Genomic DNA, 15,901 nt, shown 5'->3' on the forward strand with positions numbered 1-15,901 from the left:
GCTAAGTATAATTTATGCCCTTAATTTTGGTTCATTTTATGAACCACTGGTTGGTGCTTGACCTTTACTTCAAGCCCCGTCCAAGACCGCAAGGGAATGAACCTTATCATTCTTAATTATCTTGCGTAGATGGTGAACAGAGTACGAAATTTTCTGCTTCTGTACACCAAATTTGTCCTAACAATATTTTTGTTAGGTTGTTTTATTCCGAGTTATCGGAGTGTATTCAGGAGCTAAAACCAATGGCATTAAATCTTCAAGACAAACAAACGATTGTTGCTGAAGTAAACGAAGCTGCCAAAGGTGCCCTATCAGCTGTAATTGCGGACTCTCGTGGTGTTACAGTAGATAAAATGACTGAATTACGTAAAGCCGCTCGTGAAGCTGGTGTAACTATGCGTGTAGTACGTAATACTTTATTACGTCGTGCGGTAGAAGGCACAGATTATGAGTGCTTAAAAGATACGTTTGTAGGTCCAACACTTATCGCATTTTCAAATGAACATCCAGGTGCAGCAGCACGTTTGTTCAAAGACTTTGCAAAAACAAATGATAAGTTTGAAATTAAAGGTGCAGCCTTTGAAGGTAAAATTCAAGATGTAGAATTCTTAGCAACTTTACCAACATACGAAGAAGCAATCGCACGTTTAATGGGTACAATGAAAGAAGCGGCAGCAGGGAAACTTGTTCGCACTTTGGCGGCATTACGCGACAAATTGGAAGCGGCTGCTTAATTTTAAGCAACGTTTTTATCAATCATTTTTATTTTAGGAAACAATTGTTATGTCATTAACTAACGAACAAATTATTGAAGCGATTGCTTCTAAATCAGTTACTGAAATCGTTGAATTAATTTCTGCGATGGAAGAAAAATTTGGTGTATCAGCAGCGGCAGCAGCAGTAGCTGTAGCAGCAGGTGGTGATGCAGCAGCTGCAGAAGAGAAAACTGAATTTGATGTTATCTTAGCAGCAGCAGGTGCGAATAAAGTTGCAGTAATTAAAGCTGTACGTGGTGCAACTGGTTTAGGCTTAAAAGAAGCGAAAGACTTAGTTGAATCTGCACCAGCAACCTTAAAAGAAGGTATCGCTAAAGCAGAAGCTGAAGCACTTAAGAAAGAATTAGAAGAAGCTGGTGCACAAGTAGAAATTAAATAATCTACTGATCAAGCCACGTTTCTTAGGCTTAATGGCTGTTGGTTATCCTTCAGCCATTTTGTACTATCCTAGGCAAGAATAAATCAACCGTTATTTATTTTTGTTTTATTCAAATCTTAATATTGAGTCGTTTCAATTTAAAATAAGGCAAGGCGTGAACGCGGTATTATTTTAAGGGCGATTATAATAAGATTGAATTTCACCCCACTACAGAAGTAAGGTTCAGAGTGCGGTCATTTTAAACGGTTAATCATTGCCGCGATGTCATAGTTAAATCTCTAGCTATTGCGGTTGGGTCACTGAACAGCAAGCAGAGGAACCCTATGGTTTACTCCTACACCGAAAAAAAACGAATTCGTAAAGACTTCGGCAAACGTCCGCAAGTTTTAAACGTACCTTATTTATTAACAATTCAATTAGACTCTTTTGATAAATTTATTCAAAGAGATCCCGAAGGTCAACAAGGCTTAGAAGCCGCTTTTCGTTCTGTATTTCCTATTGTCAGCAATAATGGAAGTACGGAGTTACAATATGTAAGTTATACATTAGGTGAGCCAGTATTTGATGTGCGTGAATGTCAAATTCGTGGTACAACCTATGCCGCCCCATTACGTGTTAAGCTACGCCTAGTGAGTTATGATAAAGAATCTAGTGCTGGGGCAATTAAAGATATTAAAGAACAAGATGTTTATATGGGTGAAATTCCATTAATGACTGAAAACGGTACTTTTGTCATTAATGGGACAGAGCGTGTTATTGTTTCACAATTACACCGCAGCCCAGGCGTATTTTTTGATAGTGATAAGGGAAAAACCCATTCTTCAGGTAAAGTATTATATAACGCAAGAATTATCCCTTATCGTGGCTCTTGGTTGGATTTTGAGTTTGATCCAAAAGATAATTTATTTGCACGTATTGACCGTCGCCGTAAATTACCTGCGACCATTATTTTACGAGCGTTAAACTATACCACTGAAGAAATTCTTGATCTTTTCTTTGATAAAGTGGTTTTTGAAATTAAAGATCAGAAGTTATTGATGACATTAGTGCCTGAAAGATTAAGAGGCGAAACAGCAACTTTTGATATTGAGGCAAATGGCACCGTTTATGTTGAGCGTGGTCGCCGTATTACTGCACGCCATATTCGTGCTTTACAAAAAGACAATATTAGCCAAGTAGAAGTACCAACCGAATATATTATTGGTAAAGTTGCGGCAAAAGATTATGTGGATTTAGAAACAGGCGAAGTAATTTGTGCGGCGAATATGGAAATTTCCTTAGAAATTTTGGCCAAGTTAGCACAAGCAGGTTATACCACAATTGAAGCCTTATTTACCAATGATTTAGATCATGGGCCATATATTTCTGAGACTTTACGCATCGATCCTTCTTACGATCGTCTAAGTGCTTTAGTTGAAATCTATCGTATGATGCGTCCGGGCGAGCCACCAACAAAAGAAGCCGCAGAGGCATTATTTGATAATTTATTCTTCTCGTTAGATCGTTATGATTTATCTGCGGTAGGACGTATGAAGTTTAATCGTTCTATCGGCTTAGAAGAAGCCTCCGGCAGTGGCGTATTAAGCAATGAAGATATTATCAATGTGATGAGAAAGCTCATTGATATTCGTAATGGACGTGGCGAAGTTGATGATATTGACCATTTAGGTAACCGTCGTATTCGTTCTGTGGGAGAAATGGCAGAAAACCAATTCCGTATTGGTTTAGTGCGTGTTGAACGCGCGGTTAAAGAACGTTTATCTCTTGGCGATTTAGATTCGGTAACTCCACAAGATTTAATTAATGCGAAACCGATTTCAGCGGCAGTAAAAGAATTTTTTGGTTCATCACAGCTTTCACAATTTATGGATCAAAATAACCCATTGTCAGAGGTTACACACAAACGTCGTATTTCTGCTTTAGGTCCAGGTGGTTTAACTCGTGAACGTGCAGGCTTTGAGGTGCGAGATGTACATGCTACCCATTATGGTCGTGTGTGTCCAATTGAAACACCAGAAGGACCAAATATCGGTTTGATTAACTCGCTATCTGTTTATGCTCGAACCAATAATTATGGCTTCCTTGAAACCCCATATCGTAAGGTTGTCAATGGACAGGTAACAGAAGAAATAGAATATTTATCTGCTATTGAAGAAGGGCATTATGTTATTGCACAGGCGAATGCCAATTTGGATGAGAATTTCCGCTTTACAGATGCTTATGTTACCGCGCGTGGTGAGCATGGTGAGTCAGGTTTATATCGTCCAGAAGAAATCCATTATATGGACGTATCAACCCAACAAGTGGTTTCTGTGGCGGCCGCATTAATCCCATTCTTAGAGCACGATGATGCGAACCGTGCGTTAATGGGAGCAAACATGCAACGTCAAGCAGTACCAACATTACGCGCGGATAAGCCGTTAGTGGGTACAGGTATGGAAAAACCTGTTGCATTGGATTCAGGGGTTGCGGTTGTAGCGAAACGTGGCGGTATTATTCAATATGTGGATTCTTCACGTATTGTCGTCAAAGTGAATGAAGATGAAACCGTTGCAGGCGAGTCGGGCATTGATATTTATAATTTAATTAAATACACCCGTTCTAACCAAAATACTTGTATTAACCAAATTCCTTGCGTGTCTTTAGGCGAGCCGATCGAGCGTGGCGAGATTATGGCTGATGGTCCATCTACGGATTTAGGTGAACTAGCTCTTGGACAAAATATGCGTGTGGCATTTATGCCTTGGAATGGTTATAACTTTGAAGACTCAATGTTAGTGTCTGAACGCGTTGTGCAAGAAGATCGTTTTACCACTATTCATATTCAGGAATTATCTTGTATTGCTCGTGATACTAAATTAGGGGCAGAAGAAATTACCGCCGATATTCCAAATGTAGGGGAAGCTGCGTTAAGTAAACTTGATGAATCAGGGATTGTTTATATTGGTGCTGAAGTAAAAGGCGGCGATATTCTGGTGGGTAAAGTTACACCAAAAGGGGAAACCCAATTAACCCCAGAGGAAAAATTATTGCGTGCAATCTTTGGTGAAAAAGCCTCTGATGTGAAAGATTCATCATTGCGTGTACCAAATAGCGTATCAGGTACGGTTATTGATGTACAAGTGTTTACCCGTGATGGCGTGGAAAAAGATAAACGTGCATTAGAAATTGAAGAAATGCAGCTTAAACAAGCGAAAAAAGATCTTGTGGCTGAATTAGAAATTTTAGAAGCAGGTTTATTTACTCGTGTCCGTAACTTGTTAGTGAATAGCGGTGTTGATGCTGCGCAATTAGATAAACTTGAACGCACGAAGTGGTTAGAGCAAAGTTTAGCTGATGAAGAGAAACAAAATCAGTTAGAGCAATTAGCCGAACAATATGAAGAATTACGTAAAGATTTCGAGCATAAACTTGAAGTCAAACGTAATAAAATTATTCAAGGCGATGATTTAGCACCGGGCGTGTTAAAAGTGGTAAAAGTTTATCTTGCGGTGAAACGTCATATTCAACCTGGGGATAAAATGGCAGGTCGCCATGGTAATAAAGGGGTTATTTCAAAAATTAACCCAGTGGAAGATATGCCTTATGATGAAAATGGTCAACCTGTTGATATTGTCTTAAACCCACTTGGTGTACCATCACGTATGAACATCGGTCAGATCTTGGAAACCCACCTTGGCTTAGCGGCGAAAGGGATTGGCGATAAGATCAATGAAATGATCAAACAAAAACAAGATGTTGAGAAATTACGTGGTTATATCCAGAAGGCTTATGATCTCGGGGAAGGCTCACAAAAAGTGGATCTTAGTACCTTTAGTGATGAAGAAGTGATGCGTTTAGCCCAAAACTTGCGTAAAGGTATGCCATTGGCGACACCTGTATTTGATGGTGCCCATGAAAAAGAGATCAAAGAGTTACTTGAATTAGGTGGCTTACCGACTTCTGGTCAAATTACCCTTTATGATGGTCGTACAGGGGAAAAATTTGAGCGTCCAGTAACCGTTGGTTATATGTATATGCTCAAGTTAAACCACTTAGTTGATGACAAAATGCACGCTCGTTCAACAGGGTCTTATAGTCTTGTTACTCAGCAACCATTGGGTGGTAAAGCACAATTCGGTGGTCAGCGTTTCGGTGAGATGGAGGTATGGGCATTAGAGGCTTATGGTGCGGCTTATACCTTACAAGAAATGTTGACAGTAAAATCTGATGACGTGAATGGACGTACCAAAATGTATAAAAACATTGTGGGCGGCACGCACGAAATGGATCCGGGTATGCCAGAATCTTTCAATGTATTGTTGAAAGAAATCCGTTCATTAGGGATCAACATCGATTTAGATGAAGAATAATGGTGCTTTAAGCCAATGAATACGCCCAAGTGCGGTGAGTTTTTAAAAAATTTTTTAAATTTCGACCGCACTTGAATTAGTTTAACTCCGACGGGAGCAAATCAGTGAAAGACTTAGTGAAGTTTTTAAAAGCGCAAGCAAAATCAACAGAGGATTTTGATGCGATAAAAATCGGTTTAGCCTCACCAGATACGATTCGTTCGTGGTCATTTGGTGAAGTGAAAAAGCCTGAAACTATTAATTACCGTACCTTTAAACCAGAACGTGATGGGTTGTTCTGTGCTCGTATTTTTGGGCCAGTAAAAGATTATGAATGTTTATGTGGTAAATATAAACGTTTAAAACACCGTGGTGTGATTTGTGAAAAATGCGGTGTTGAGGTAACACAAGCCAAAGTACGTCGTGATCGTATGGGACATATTGAGCTTGCTTGCCCAGTAGCTCATATTTGGTTCTTAAAATCTTTACCGTCCCGTATTGGTTTATTATTGGATATGCCATTACGCGATATTGAACGAGTACTTTATTTTGAAAGCTATATTGTGATTGAGCCGGGTATGACTGATTTAGAAAAAGGTCAGTTATTAACCGAAGAGCAATTTATGGATGCGGAAGATCGTTGGGCGGATGAATTTGATGCCAAAATGGGTGCTGAAGCTATCCAAGCCTTATTACGCAATATGGATCTTGAACATGAATGTGAAACCTTGCGTGAAGAATTACAAGAAACGAATTCTGAAACCAAGCGTAAGAAAATCACTAAACGCTTGAAATTATTAGAGGCTTTCATTCAATCAGGCAATAAACCAGAATGGATGGTATTAACCGTATTACCTGTATTACCACCAGATTTACGTCCGTTAGTGCCATTAGACGGTGGACGTTTTGCCACTTCGGATTTAAATGATCTTTATCGCCGTGTGATTAACCGTAACAACCGTTTAAAACGTTTATTGGATTTAATTGCGCCAGATATTATTGTGCGTAATGAAAAACGTATGTTACAAGAGTCTGTTGATGCCTTATTGGATAATGGTCGTCGTGGTCGTGCGATTACTGGCTCAAATAAACGCCCATTAAAATCTTTGGCAGATATGATCAAGGGTAAACAAGGTCGTTTTCGTCAAAATCTCTTGGGTAAACGTGTTGACTATTCGGGACGTTCGGTAATTACCGTTGGACCATATTTGCATTTACACCAATGTGGCTTACCGAAAAAAATGGCATTGGAATTATTCCGTCCATTTATTTATGCCAAATTAGAAAGTCGTGGCTTTGCTTCGACCATTAAAGCGGCGAAGAAAATGGTTGAGCGTGAAGATGCGGTGGTTTGGGATATTTTAGCGGAAGTTATCCGTGAGCATCCAATTTTATTAAACCGTGCACCAACCTTGCACCGTTTAGGTATTCAGGCATTTGAGCCAATCTTAATTGAAGGTAAAGCGATTCAGTTACATCCATTAGTTTGTGCGGCATTTAACGCGGACTTCGATGGTGACCAAATGGCGGTACATGTGCCATTAACCTTAGAAGCTCAATTAGAAGCTCGTGCGTTGATGATGTCAACCAATAACATTTTATCACCAGCCAATGGTGAGCCGATTATCGTACCTTCGCAAGACGTGGTCTTAGGGCTTTATTATATGACCCGTGAAAAAGTCAATGCCAAAGGTGAAGGAATGTTATTGCAAGATCCGCGCGAAGCTGAAAAGGCTTATCGTACGGGACAAGCAGAATTGCACGCTAGAGTAAAAGTACGTATTACGGAATACAATAAAAATGAGGCGGGCGAATTTACTCGTGAAACCAATTTGGTTGATACCACCATTGGACGTGCGATTTTATGGATGATTGCGCCTAAAGGTATGCCATTTAGCTTATTTAACCAAACCTTAGGTAAAAAAGCGATTTCAAAATTAATTAATGAAAGCTATCGTCGTTTGGGTATGAAGCCAAGTGTTATTTTTGCAGACCAAATTATGTACACTGGTTTTGCTTATGCTGCACGTTCTGGTTCATCAGTAGGTATTGATGATATGGTGATCCCAGAGAAAAAATATGAAATCATTTCCGCAGCTGAAGAAGAAGTTGCTGAAATTCAAGAGCAATTCCAATCTGGTTTGGTTACCGCAGGCGAACGCTATAATAAGGTGATCGATATTTGGGCTGCCGCTAATGAACGTGTAGCTAAAGCGATGATGGAAAATCTTTCTACGGAAGAAGTGATTAACCGTGATGGTTTACCAGAAAAACAAGCTTCATTTAATAGTATCTTTATGATGGCGGATTCAGGGGCGCGTGGTTCAGCGGCTCAGATTCGTCAGTTAGCGGGTATGCGTGGTTTGATGGCTCGTCCAGATGGCTCAATTATTGAAACGCCAATTACGGCAAACTTCCGTGAAGGGTTAAACGTATTACAGTACTTTATTTCTACTCATGGTGCCCGTAAAGGTTTGGCAGATACGGCATTAAAAACAGCGAACTCAGGTTACTTAACTCGTCGTCTCGTTGATGTGGCACAAGATCTCGTTATTATTGAAGAGGATTGTGGTACTCACGAAGGCATTACTATGACCCCATTAATTGAAGGGGGCGATGTTAAAGAAGCCTTGCGTGATCGTGTATTGGGTCGTGTTGCAGCGGAAGATATTTTAAAACCGGGTACAGAGGAAGTATTAATTCCACGTAATACCCTGCTTGATGAAAAACTTTGTGATCTGATTGACGCAAATTCGGTAGATAGCATTAAAGTACGTTCAGTGGTAACCTGTGATACGGACTTTGGGGTTTGTGCGAAATGTTATGGACGTGATCTTGCTCGCGGTCATCTCATTAACCAAGGTGAAGCCGTTGGGGTTATCGCCGCACAATCTATCGGTGAGCCAGGAACTCAGTTGACCATGCGTACCTTCCATATCGGTGGTGCAGCATCTGCGGCAGCGAAAGAATCAAGTGTACAGGTTAAAAATACAGGTACATTGAAATTAGCTAATGTGAAATTTGTTACCAATAAAGAAGATAAATTGGTCTTAACTTCACGTAATACAGAACTTACTATTGTTGATGCCTTTGGACGCACCAAAGAACATTATAAAGTTCCTTATGGTGCTGTATTAAGCAAAGGCGATGGACAAGAGGTTAATGCTGGCGAAACTGTTGCTAACTGGGATCCACATACTATGCCAGTGGTATCAGAAGCAACTGGTTTTGTGAAATATGTTGACATTGTTGATGGCTTAACAGTAACACGTCAAACTGATGAACTGACAGGCTTATCTTCTATTGTGGTACAAGATGTTGGGGAACGTGCAAGTTCAGGTAAAGATCTTCGTCCAGCCTTAAAATTAGTTGATGCCAAAGGTAACGATATTTTAATTCCGGGAACCGATGTTGCTGCGCAATATTTCTTACCGGGTAAAGCCATTGTGACTTTAGAAGATGGGGCAGAGGTAAGAATCGGTGATGCCTTAGCGCGTATTCCACAAGAATCAGTTGGTACGAAAGATATTACTGGTGGTCTTCCACGCGTTGCGGATCTCTTTGAAGCTCGTAAACCAAAAGAAGCGGCCATCTTGGCTGAAATTTCAGGGGTTGTTTCTTTCGGCAAGGAAACTAAAGGTAAACGTCGCTTATTGATCACCCCAACGGAAGGTGATGTTTACGAAGAAATGATACCAAAATGGCGTCAACTTAACGTCTTTGAAGGTGAAATGGTACAACGTGGTGATTTAATTTCTGATGGTGCAGAAACACCACATGATATTTTACGTTTACGCGGTGTGCATGCGGTAACAGAATATATCGTTAATGAAGTCCAAGAAGTTTACCGCTTACAAGGGGTAAAAATTAACGATAAACATATTGAAGTTATCGTACGCCAAATGTTGCGTAAAGCCATTATTACTAACGCCTACGACAGTGAGTTCTTAGAAGGAGAACAAGTTGAAGTGGCTCGCGTTAAGATTGTGAATCGCAAACGTGCAGCAGAAGGTAAGCCATTGGTTGAATTTGAGCGTGAATTACTGGGTATTACCAAAGCCTCACTTGCAACAGAATCCTTCATTTCTGCGGCATCCTTCCAAGAAACAACGCGTGTGTTAACGGAAGCTGCAGTGGCGGGCAAACGTGATGAATTACGTGGCTTGAAAGAAAACGTTATTGTTGGTCGTTTAATTCCAGCAGGTACTGGCTTTGCTTACCACCAAGGTCGAGCAAAAGATCGTATGGTTGGTAATACAAAAGTCGCAATTTCTGATGAAGAAGTAGAAGACTTCTTAAATGAAAATGCCGCGGAAATTGCAGCAAATAACTTGACTGAAATGTTAAATATGGCTGCGGAAGAAACAGAAGAATAGGTTATCTGTTTACTTCAATTTAAAAAGATCTAGCATTAGCTAGGTCTTTTTTTATATCAATTTTGTGATCTAGTTCAAAGATAAACAAATTTTATTTGTTGAATTGTGGTAATCATTCATATAATCTTGTTCTAATAGATGCCTTATATGAAATCTAAATTTATATGGAGTAATTTTCTTATTTGAGAGGAACTTATATGTTAGAAAGTACGAAAAAATTTTTTCAATCAGAATCCGCAGGTGGGATATTGCTACTTGCCTTTGCATTATTAGCAATTATTTTTGCTAATACAGGATTTAATTCTGTTTATTTTGCTTTCCTTAATATTCCTGTGAGTGTGCAATTTGGTGCATTTTCTATTGATAAAACCTTGATTCATTGGATCAATGATGGATTTATGGCGGTCTTTTTTCTCTTAGTTGGAATGGAAGTGAAGAAAGAACTGCTTAAAGGATCGTTATCAAGCTATCAACAAGCAATTTTTCCTGCCATTGCGGCAATTGGGGGAATGGTAATACCCGGAATTGTTTATTATTCAATTACCAGTGTTGAGCCAAGTTTACAAGGAGGATGGGCAATTCCTATGGCAACAGATATTGCTTTTGCCGTTGGTATTGTGGCGTTATTGGGTAAACGTGTTCCCTTAGCCTTAAAAGTCTTTTTATTAGCTTTAGCAATTATTGATGATTTAGGTGCAATCGTGATTATTGCTTTATTCTTTTCCTCTGGGTTAGATACATTATCTTTAGTGATTGCTGCTTGTGCTATTGCTGTGTTGGTCATTATGAATCGTTATAAAGTATCTTCACTCTGTGCTTATATGGTTGTGGGGTTAGTACTTTGGGCGGCAGTGTTAAAATCGGGCGTGCATGCAACCTTAGCAGGCGTGATTTTAGGCTTTTGTATTCCGTTAAAAGGAAAAAATGGGGAAAAACCATTACATGATTTTGAACATATTTTAGCACCTTGGTGTTCATTTTTTGTGTTACCTTTATTCGCTTTTGCAAATGCGGGGGTTTATTTAGGGAATATTAACTTAGCTATGCTTACTTCACCTCTGCCATTGGGGATTGCATTAGGGTTGTTATTAGGTAAGCCTCTAGGGGTATTTGGATTTAGTTTTTTATCCGTAAAACTAGGGATTGCAAAACTACCTCAAGGTGTCAACTTTACTCAAATTTTTGCGGTCGCTGTGCTTTGCGGTATTGGTTTTACGATGTCAATGTTTTTAGCGGGATTGGCTTTTGGTGAAGAAGCAGGTGATATGATTAATACGTTATCACGTTTAGGGATTTTGTTAGGCTCTTCATTATCTGCTGTGATAGGTTACGTTTTGTTGAGAATGAGTACAAATGAAGTGAGTAAATAATTTTATGTTACTCAATTTTAATCAGCTTTATTATTTTTGGGTAGTTTGTAAAAGCGGCTCGGTTAGCCAAGCCGCTCAAAGTCTGTCTTTAACTTCTCAAGCAATTACTAGCCAAATTAGAGCGTTAGAAAACCGTTTTAATGGAAAATTATTTAAACGACAGGGGCGAGGTATTGAACCTACGGAATTAGGCAAAATTGTTTTTCGTTATTGTGAAAAAATGTTTTCTCTAAGCCAAGAAATGCTTGAAATTATTGATTCTCATCAAGAACAATATTTATCCTTTAATGTCGGTGTTGCGGATGCTTTATCAAAGCCATTAGTTAGTCAAATTTTACAAAAAACACAACAACAAAATAATCGAATAAAATTAAGGTGCTTTGAATCTACGCATGAATTATTATTAGAACAGCTTGCTCATCATCAAATTGATATGTTTCTTTCTGATTGTCCAGTAGATTCAGCACAACAAGAAGGAATTTATTCTATTAAATTAGGTGAATCTCCTCTAAGTTTCTTTGCATTATCGCCTGATCTCTCAAAACCCTTTCCGTATTGCTTAGAAGATAATCCTATGTTACTACCGAGTGCAAAAACCGCATTAGGACGTAAGTTACAATCTTGGATAAACCTAAAAGGGCTACATATTCAGGTCTTAGGGGAATTTGATGATGCAGCTTTAATGAAAGCCTTTGCTTTATCACAAAATGCTATCTTAGTTTTACCTTCGATTTGTAGTAATGAGCGTGAACATTTAATTGAAGTTGGTCAGACTAAAGAAATAAGCGAATCATATTATGCGATTTTTGTTGAGCGAGTTATTCAACATCCTGCGGTAAAGGCAATTTGTACGGAAGATTTTACGGATTTATTTTATTTAGAATAGAATATCATATTAAAATCATGAAATTTTTATAATTTCCTTTGACTATTTTGTCCGCTAAGGGTAATATTCTCGCCCTATGCAGAAGGTAAAATTACCCTTAACCGTTGATCCGGTTAAAGACGCTCAACGAAGATTAGATTATGTGGGTTATTACGCACAGGATCAACTCGTACGTTTAACTGAATCAGTAAGTCAAGTGCTCAGTAATGTGCAGGTGACTTTATCATTTTTTATTGATCCACAAAAATTGGTGGTAATGGAAGGAAAAGCGAACGTTGATGTAGAATTAATTTGTCAACGTTGTCAACAACCTATGGTTAAAACTTTAACCGCAGCGTTTTGTTATAGCCCCGTTGCTAATTTGGATCAAATTGATGTATTGCCTGAAATTTATGAGCCAATAGAGTTTAATGAGTTTGGCGAAATAGATTTAATTGGTACTATTGAAGACGAGTTAATTCTTACGTTGCCGTTAGTACCAATGCATGAACCTGAACACTGTGAAGTGTCCGTGGCGGAGCAGGTTTTTGGTCAGTTGCCAGAGGAGTTGGCAAACAAACCAAATCCGTTCGCTGTATTAGCTAGTTTGAAGCAGAAGTAAATTTAGGAGTATAGCCAATGGCTGTTCAACAGAATAAAAAATCTCGTTCACGTCGTGATATGCGTCGTTCACACGATGCCTTAACCACTGCTGCATTATCTGTAGATAAAGCAAGTGGTGAAACCCATTTACGTCACCACGTTACCGCTGATGGTTACTATCGTGGTCGTAAGGTTATCAATAAATAATTGTTGATTTCCTCATAGGTGATCATTTGAGCCGTCTAACCCTTGCGTTAGATGTGATGGGCGGGGACTTTGGTCCCCGTATTACTATCCCTGCATCAATATTAGCGTTGGAACAAGATCCAACGTTAGAGTTCTTATTATTCGGCGATAGCCAGCAAATTACCCCATTATTGCAAAATATCCCAACATCAATTCAACAACGCTTGCGTATTTGCCATTGTTCTCGTGAAATTAATAATCAACAAGGTTTATCCTATGCTTTGCGGCATAGCAAAGGTACATCTATGCGATTGGCTATTGAAGCGGTACAGCAAGGGGACGCTAAGGCTTGTGTGAGTGCAGGCAATACGGCGGCTTTAATGGGGTTAGCAAAAGTTTTATTACCTTGTTTACCCGGTATAGATCGTCCTGCTTTATTATCGCTTATTCCAACGGTAAATAAGGGATGTTCTGTTATGTTAGATTTAGGGGCGAATATTGAATGTCGTGCTGAAAATCTTTACCAGTTTGCCTTAATGGGATCAATTTTTGCAGAAAATACTTTGAATATCCTTTATCCTCGCGTTGCCTTATTAAATATAGGCATTGAAGAAATTAAGGGATATAAGTCTATTCGTGAAGCGACACATTTAATTGAACAAAATGCAAACCTACAATATATTGGCTTTATTGAGGGGAATTTATTGTTAAATGGTGTTGCGGATGTCATTGTGTCTGATGGCTTTAATGGGAATATTGCCTTAAAAACTTTAGAGGGGGCAATGATGAACTTAATGTCTCTCTTGAAAGAACGGACTTTATTGAGTTATCCTCCTTTGAATAAAATGGTTGCTTGGTTAGCAAAACGTCTCTTTAATCGCAGTTATCAACAATTAGCACATTTTAATCCAGAACAATATAACGGAGCATCGCTTGTTGGTTTAAATGCTGTGGTGGTAAAGGCACATGGTTCATCTACGGTAAATAGTTTTGCTTATGCGATTAAAGATGCGGCATTACAAGCTCGCCAAGCTATCCCAAATAAAATATTGATGGGTTTAGAAAGAAACTAATAAGTAGAGATTATGTATAGCAAAATATTATCTACTGGTCGTTATTTACCAGCACAAATCAGAACAAATGCTGATTTGGAAAAAATGGTTGATACCTCTGATGAGTGGATTACTCAGCGTAGTGGTATTAAACAGCGCCGTATCGCTGCTGAGCAGGAAACTGTGGCGACAATGGGGGCGGAGGCGGCTAAACAATGCCTTACAATGGCACAGTTACAGGCAAATGACATTGATTTAATTGTCGTGGCAACTACAACCAATTCTCATGCTTACCCAAGTGCCGCTTGTCAGATTCAAGGTTTATTAAATATTCAAGATGCTATTGCATTTGATTTGGCGGCGGCTTGTACAGGCTTTGTTTATGCCTTAAGTGTGGCGGATCAATTTATTCGTACAGGTAAAGTACGTAATGCCTTAGTGATAGGATCTGACTTAAATTCTCGCCATTTAGATCCACAGGATCGTAGTACATTGGTGTTATTTGGTGATGGTGCTGGCGCGGTGATTTTGACGGCAAGTGAGCAACAAGGGATCATTTCTACTCATTTACATTCTTCTGCAGAAAAAAGTGAAATGTTAATGTTACCACAAGCAGAACCAGAGCATAATCGGTCAGGGTATATCCTTATGCAAGGCAATGAAACCTTTAAATTAGCGGTGCGAGAGCTATCTAATGTGGTGGAAGAAACATTAACGGAAAACCAATTAGATAAAAAAGCCATTGATTGGCTAGTTCCTCATCAAGCCAATTTACGGATTATTACCGCAACGGCAAAAAAACTGGATATGCCAATGTCGCAAGTAGTGGTAACTTTAGATCAATTTGGTAATACGAGTGCGGCGAGTATCCCAACCGCATTAGATATTGCAGTGCGTGATGGGCGTATTCAGCGTGGGCAATTATTATTATTAGAAGGTTTTGGTGGAGGCTGGACTTGGGGATCAGCCTTAGTGCGTTTTTAATGATTTAAGCATAAATTAGGATATAACATGAAAAAATTTGCAATGGTTTTTCCGGGACAAGGTTCACAATCGGTGGCGATGTTAGCGGAGTTGGCAGAACAATTTCCTTTGGTAGAACAAACCTTTAAAGAGGCATCAGAGGTTTTGGGTTATGATTTATGGCAATTAACCCAACAAGGCCCTGCGGAAGAATTAAATAAAACTTGGCGAACTCAACCCGCACTTTTAGCGGCTTCAGTGGCTATTTATCGTGTATGGCAACAACAATATCCACAGTTAAAACCTGCGTTAATGGCAGGGCATAGTTTAGGGGAGTATTCTGCTTTAGTGTGTGCTGGGGTACTCAATTTCCAAGATGCCATTCAATTAGTGGAATTACGCGGAAAATTAATGCAACAAGCTGTGCCAGAAGGAACAGGGGCGATGTATGCCATTATTGGTTTAGATAATGACAGTATTATTAAGGCTTGTGAACAAAGTGCGGAAGGTGAAGTTGTATCAGCAGTGAATTTTAACTCACCGGGACAAGTGGTCATCGCAGGGAATAAAGCGGCGGTAGAACGTGCAGCGGCAGCTTGTAAAGAAGCAGGGGCTAAGCGTGCATTGCCTTTAGCGGTTAGTGTGCCTTCCCATTGTGCTTTAATGAAGCCAGCAGCAGATCAGCTAGCGGTGTCTTTAGACAGTGTCGCTTTTAAAACGCCAGCTATTCCTGTGATAAATAATGTGGATGTTAAAGCAGAATGTGAAAGTGAGTCTATTCGTCAAGCACTGGTTCGTCAATTATATAACCCTGTGCGTTGGACAGAAACTGTTGAAAAAATGAATGCACAAGGTATTGAATACCTCGTTGAGGTCGGACCGGGTAAAGTATTGATGGGCTTAACCAAAAGAATTTGTGATAATTTGCAGGCAACGGCTGTCAATGATAGTGCATCATTTGCTGCCATTGAACAATTATTAGCTTAATCGGATTAGAGGA

At 39.4% G+C, this 15,901-nt stretch carries 11 protein-coding genes; all 11 read left to right on the forward strand.

What is annotated here, in order from left to right; genetic code table 11:
• The first annotated feature begins 242 nt into the window (after window positions 1-242).
• The 11 genes from rplJ (at window position 243) to fabD (ending at window position 15,888) form a co-directional block, all read left to right on the forward strand.
• On the forward strand, window positions 243-734 hold the full coding sequence (rplJ, locus tag EV694_RS09810; protein WP_132692021.1) for a 50S ribosomal protein L10: 492 nt from the start codon (window positions 243-245) through the stop codon (window positions 732-734).
• Between the two features lie 49 nt (window positions 735-783).
• Window positions 784-1,155, forward strand: a complete 372-nt coding sequence (gene rplL, locus EV694_RS09815) for a 50S ribosomal protein L7/L12 (protein WP_132692023.1) — start codon at window positions 784-786, stop codon at window positions 1,153-1,155.
• Window positions 1,156-1,478: 323 nt separating this feature from the next.
• Complete coding sequence (gene rpoB / locus EV694_RS09820) at window positions 1,479-5,507, forward strand: DNA-directed RNA polymerase subunit beta (RefSeq protein WP_132692025.1); 4,029 nt, start codon at window positions 1,479-1,481, stop codon at window positions 5,505-5,507.
• A gap of 104 nt (window positions 5,508-5,611) precedes the next feature.
• A complete protein-coding gene (gene rpoC, locus EV694_RS09825; RefSeq protein ID WP_132692027.1) occupies window positions 5,612-9,862 on the forward strand; it encodes a DNA-directed RNA polymerase subunit beta' in 4,251 nt (1,416 codons plus the stop codon).
• A gap of 197 nt (window positions 9,863-10,059) precedes the next feature.
• Window positions 10,060-11,232: a Na+/H+ antiporter NhaA gene (nhaA, locus tag EV694_RS09830; protein ID WP_132692029.1), complete on the forward strand. Its 1,173-nt coding sequence runs from the start codon at window positions 10,060-10,062 to the stop codon at window positions 11,230-11,232.
• Between the two features lie 4 nt (window positions 11,233-11,236).
• On the forward strand, window positions 11,237-12,118 hold the full coding sequence (nhaR, locus tag EV694_RS09835) for a transcriptional activator NhaR (protein WP_132692031.1): 882 nt from the start codon (window positions 11,237-11,239) through the stop codon (window positions 12,116-12,118).
• Between the two features lie 76 nt (window positions 12,119-12,194).
• A complete protein-coding gene (gene yceD / locus EV694_RS09840) occupies window positions 12,195-12,719 on the forward strand; it encodes a 23S rRNA accumulation protein YceD (RefSeq protein WP_132692033.1) in 525 nt (174 codons plus the stop codon).
• A gap of 17 nt (window positions 12,720-12,736) precedes the next feature.
• Window positions 12,737-12,907, forward strand: coding sequence for a 50S ribosomal protein L32 (rpmF, locus tag EV694_RS09845; RefSeq protein ID WP_032108325.1), 171 nt, complete (start codon window positions 12,737-12,739; stop codon window positions 12,905-12,907).
• 26 nt (window positions 12,908-12,933) lie between these two features.
• Window positions 12,934-13,959, forward strand: a complete 1,026-nt coding sequence (plsX, locus tag EV694_RS09850; RefSeq protein WP_132692035.1) for a phosphate acyltransferase PlsX — start codon at window positions 12,934-12,936, stop codon at window positions 13,957-13,959.
• A gap of 12 nt (window positions 13,960-13,971) precedes the next feature.
• On the forward strand, window positions 13,972-14,922 hold the full coding sequence (locus EV694_RS09855; protein WP_132692037.1) for a beta-ketoacyl-ACP synthase III: 951 nt from the start codon (window positions 13,972-13,974) through the stop codon (window positions 14,920-14,922).
• Between the two features lie 27 nt (window positions 14,923-14,949).
• Window positions 14,950-15,888 carry an ACP S-malonyltransferase gene (gene fabD, locus EV694_RS09860; RefSeq protein WP_132692039.1) on the forward strand — a complete coding sequence of 313 codons (939 nt, stop codon included), beginning with the start codon at window positions 14,950-14,952 and terminating at the stop codon, window positions 15,886-15,888.
• Window positions 15,889-15,901 lie beyond the last annotated feature (13 nt).

This window comes from Volucribacter psittacicida (assembly GCF_004339025.1).
GTDB classification, from domain to species: Bacteria; Pseudomonadota; Gammaproteobacteria; order Enterobacterales; family Pasteurellaceae; genus Volucribacter; species Volucribacter psittacicida.

What these genes read in the sequence shown, in the direction of transcription:
- nhaA (WP_132692029.1), top strand. Translation starts at nt 10,060, where the DNA reads ATGTTAGAAAGTACGAAAAAATTTTTTCAATCAGAATCCGCAGGTGGG.
- rpmF (WP_032108325.1), top strand. Translation starts at nt 12,737, where the DNA reads ATGGCTGTTCAACAGAATAAAAAATCTCGTTCACGTCGTGATATGCGT.
- nhaR (WP_132692031.1), top strand. Translation starts at nt 11,237, where the DNA reads ATGTTACTCAATTTTAATCAGCTTTATTATTTTTGGGTAGTTTGTAAA.
- rpoB (WP_132692025.1), top strand. Translation starts at nt 1,479, where the DNA reads ATGGTTTACTCCTACACCGAAAAAAAACGAATTCGTAAAGACTTCGGC.
- rplL (WP_132692023.1), top strand. Translation starts at nt 784, where the DNA reads ATGTCATTAACTAACGAACAAATTATTGAAGCGATTGCTTCTAAATCA.
- yceD (WP_132692033.1), top strand. Translation starts at nt 12,195, where the DNA reads ATGCAGAAGGTAAAATTACCCTTAACCGTTGATCCGGTTAAAGACGCT.
- EV694_RS09855 (WP_132692037.1), top strand. Translation starts at nt 13,972, where the DNA reads ATGTATAGCAAAATATTATCTACTGGTCGTTATTTACCAGCACAAATC.
- fabD (WP_132692039.1), top strand. Translation starts at nt 14,950, where the DNA reads ATGAAAAAATTTGCAATGGTTTTTCCGGGACAAGGTTCACAATCGGTG.
- rplJ (WP_132692021.1), top strand. Translation starts at nt 243, where the DNA reads ATGGCATTAAATCTTCAAGACAAACAAACGATTGTTGCTGAAGTAAAC.